The organism is Aquifex pyrophilus (assembly GCF_054656935.1).
The window spans coordinates 1-2,806 of sequence record NZ_BAAHXJ010000011.1; the positions used below are offsets into that span (position 1 = coordinate 1).

Below are 2,806 nucleotides of genomic sequence, written 5' to 3' on the forward strand. Positions count from 1 at the left end.
CTAATATCTATTATTCTTCTCCTTTGGAGAAGATTGGTAGGGGGGTGGATGGAGAAAGTGGAAAATCTTACGACTTTATCGTTGAAAGTAGTCAACCAAGTGTTAACTCTTACGATGAAGTGAGTGGGTTTAATAATAAAACAGACGTGTCCGATCGCACGTTTAGGGGTGAGGTCAAGAAAAAGAAACTCGTAAAGTTTTACGGTGAGGAATACGAGGAGAAGAAGGTAAAGCAGATAGCTCCGATGATAAAGGAAAGGACACTTCAATCCCAAACTTGGTGGTTGTTCTTAGCTATTGCTAAGGAGCTGTTTGAGAAGAACGTCCGCGTGGTTCCCGAAGAAGAACACGTCAAGAAGGAGAATGACTTACCTTCAACAAAGCTCCTCAGACTCATTCGCTTCCTCTACGCTCAGAAGTTCAACAAGTGGGACTTTAGCAAGTATCCAAAAATTGAGGAAGTTTTGAAGCTTCCAGGTGGATTGAGGAGACTTAATCTTGGAGGTTGGGGAAGATTTGCAAGACCTTTAATGGAAGTCTTGAGGGAATTTAGATTAATAGACGAGAACACCGAAGTGATACTTCCAAACAAGACCTTTGAGCTACCTCCCTTAGAACCAGAAGAGTTTCCCTTCTTTCGTGTAAACACTCGTTGCGTTCGTTGGAAAGCACAGCTTGAAGAGTGGGATAAGCTCCGTCAAGAAGAGTATTACCCGGAGGACGATGATGAGGATATTCCGTTCTAAATTACTTGATAGGTTTAATAGCGATAATGTAAGACCTGTTAATGGTCAGAACCTCTCCGTTATCAAGTATTAGCTGAACCTCAAACCTAGCTTTAGACCTGAGTATTCCCTCAAGTTTCATAACTGAATTTCCATAGAGAAGATGAAGCTCCACTCTCTGTTTGTGCAGGAAGAGGGAATAGTTATCGTATTCAAACTGAGGTTTGGAAGATTTCTTAGCTTGTGATTTATTCTTTTTCTCTTCGCTCATAGAAAGTATTTTATCTATTAGCACTTTGCTTTTTTCGTGTGAAGAACAAATATCCTATGAAAGCGTATAAAGGTATCAGTCCAAGGAGTGCAATAAGTAGGACAAAATTAATCCTGTCCATAGTATTCCTCTAAAATAGCTCCAGCTACTATATACAATATACCAATCCCTACGAAGAAAATAAAATAAGCGAAATCAATTTGATGGGAAATGAAGGAAAATATAGCGGAAGCTTCCAGAGATATACCTATTCCCTTTGATACCTCACTAATAACTTTAAATTTTAGCTTTTGCATATAAATAATGCTAACTTAAGCGAAATTATGTTATCTCGTGCTCAATCCCTAAAAAAATGTTGAAGTAATTTAAAAGAATGATGCTCTTGGAAGATTGTAAAGTAAAGCTGAACAAAGAAAATTTTGAAAAAGTGATACGAGCTTTCGCTAAGCTAAGGATAAGGTTAAGAAACAATAAGGACTTGGGGAGGAAGGAAAGCATACTGAAGCACGCAGGAAGAATAGGGATAGGAGGAAATGCACTTGAAGACGAGAGGAAGCTTTATTAATTCGTATTAAGGAAAAAGGGGTAAGTCAAGATGGAGAAGTTTCGTGAACTTGAAGAAAAAGCTAAGAAAGTAATGAAAAAATATGGAGCAACTTACACGGGATACGAGTTAGGAGAAGAGGAGGAATATGGAAAGAAAGTGGTCTTTATCGGTGGAAGAATTCCCTATGAACCAAACTATATGGAAAAGGAAAGAAAAATAAAGGAGGAGCTACTTAAGGAACTGAAGGATTTTGACTACGAAGTAATAGTAGGTCTCGTTCCTGAATATCCTTCTGAGGAAGAGAGAATAAGAGTCATAAAAGAAATGCTTGAAGAGTTTAGGTCTATCGCTTAAACAGAAAATTGAAAAGAAAAAAAGAAACTTTCCGTTTTATGATTTACGCAATCTTTCAAAAATCTTTACAATTTCTTTACAATATCTTTACAGGGGGAAGCGTGGATAAGGTGCTTAAGAACTTTAGACTCTCCCAGAAAACAATAGAGGAGCTTAGAGAAATAGCTTCCCTTTTGGGAATTTCGGAAACCGAAGCAGTATCCCGTGCTATTCACTCCTACTACCTTCAACTTAAAGGTGAAGAAGGATACGCAACAAGTGGAGCTATTGTTCCCTTTTCCGAATACAAGAAAACTCAGGAACAATTAAAGCAAGCAATTTACAAGCTTGGGGAGCTTGAAGGAAGATTGAAAGAAAAAGAAGAGCTAATAAAGGAATTAAGAAATCGTATAAAGGAGATTGAAACAAAACCTAAAAGGTGGTGGGAGTTCTGGAAGTGAAATATATCGGTAGTTAACTAAGGATATAGTTATAGCTCACAGCGATATATTCAATGCATAACAGGTGCATACAGCGATATATCACTCGTATATCAAGAGTATATCGTGCGTATATCCTGATATGTAAACGATATACCGACCGTATATGAGTGGTATATCTGGATATATCAGCTCCATACCTCGTTATATGCTCCATATATCGCAAAAATTCTGTTAAAGATATTTATTTCAGTTGTTTTATTAACGATAATAACGCTAATTATTTCATTTTAACTTCAAATAAAATCCATTAAAAGTGAAAAGACTTGACAAAATAAAAAAAAGGGAACAAAATGGATAATGGACGGGAAGCAATGAAATGGATTGGTATTATTCATCTTAGTGTTCTTGACAACTTTCGTCAAGTGAGATTGAGGTGTTAGGGACGGGAACGCTTCCCGTCCCTCGGGACGTAAGTCCCGAGCGAAAA

General features: G+C 37.4%; 5 protein-coding genes. 4 read left to right on the forward strand and 1 reads right to left on the reverse strand.

Annotation, left to right across the window (positions count from 1 at the left end; all coding sequences use genetic code 11):
* Positions 1-44: 44 nt before the first annotated feature.
* A complete protein-coding gene (locus ACYQZ0_RS07120; RefSeq protein WP_459775857.1) occupies positions 45-746 on the forward strand; it encodes a hypothetical protein in 702 nt (233 codons plus the stop codon).
* Position 747: 1 nt separating this feature from the next.
* Here ACYQZ0_RS07120 and ACYQZ0_RS07125 read toward each other — a convergent pair whose 3' ends face one another.
* Positions 748-996, reverse strand: coding sequence for a hypothetical protein (locus ACYQZ0_RS07125; protein WP_459775856.1), 249 nt, complete (start codon positions 994-996; stop codon positions 748-750).
* Between the two features lie 373 nt (positions 997-1,369).
* Between ACYQZ0_RS07125 and ACYQZ0_RS07130 the strand changes: the two genes are divergently transcribed.
* The 3 genes from ACYQZ0_RS07130 (at position 1,370) to ACYQZ0_RS07140 (ending at position 2,337) form a co-directional block, all read left to right on the forward strand.
* On the forward strand, positions 1,370-1,561 hold the full coding sequence (locus ACYQZ0_RS07130; RefSeq protein WP_459775855.1) for a hypothetical protein: 192 nt from the start codon (positions 1,370-1,372) through the stop codon (positions 1,559-1,561).
* Between the two features lie 30 nt (positions 1,562-1,591).
* Positions 1,592-1,897 carry a hypothetical protein gene (locus tag ACYQZ0_RS07135; protein WP_459775854.1) on the forward strand — a complete coding sequence of 102 codons (306 nt, stop codon included), beginning with the start codon at positions 1,592-1,594 and terminating at the stop codon, positions 1,895-1,897.
* A 110-nt stretch (positions 1,898-2,007) separates the two neighbouring features.
* Positions 2,008-2,337 (forward strand): hypothetical protein, encoded by a 330-nt coding sequence (locus ACYQZ0_RS07140; protein WP_459775853.1) that lies wholly within the window; start codon positions 2,008-2,010, stop codon positions 2,335-2,337.
* Positions 2,338-2,806: the final 469 nt, after the last annotated feature.

Excerpts from the sequence above, each read along its gene's own strand:
- ACYQZ0_RS07130 (WP_459775855.1), top strand. The coding sequence starts at position 1,370 with ATGATGCTCTTGGAAGATTGTAAAGTAAAGCTGAACAAAGAAAATTTT.
- ACYQZ0_RS07125 (WP_459775856.1), bottom strand. The coding sequence starts at position 996 with ATGAGCGAAGAGAAAAAGAATAAATCACAAGCTAAGAAATCTTCCAAA.
- ACYQZ0_RS07135 (WP_459775854.1), top strand. The coding sequence starts at position 1,592 with ATGGAGAAGTTTCGTGAACTTGAAGAAAAAGCTAAGAAAGTAATGAAA.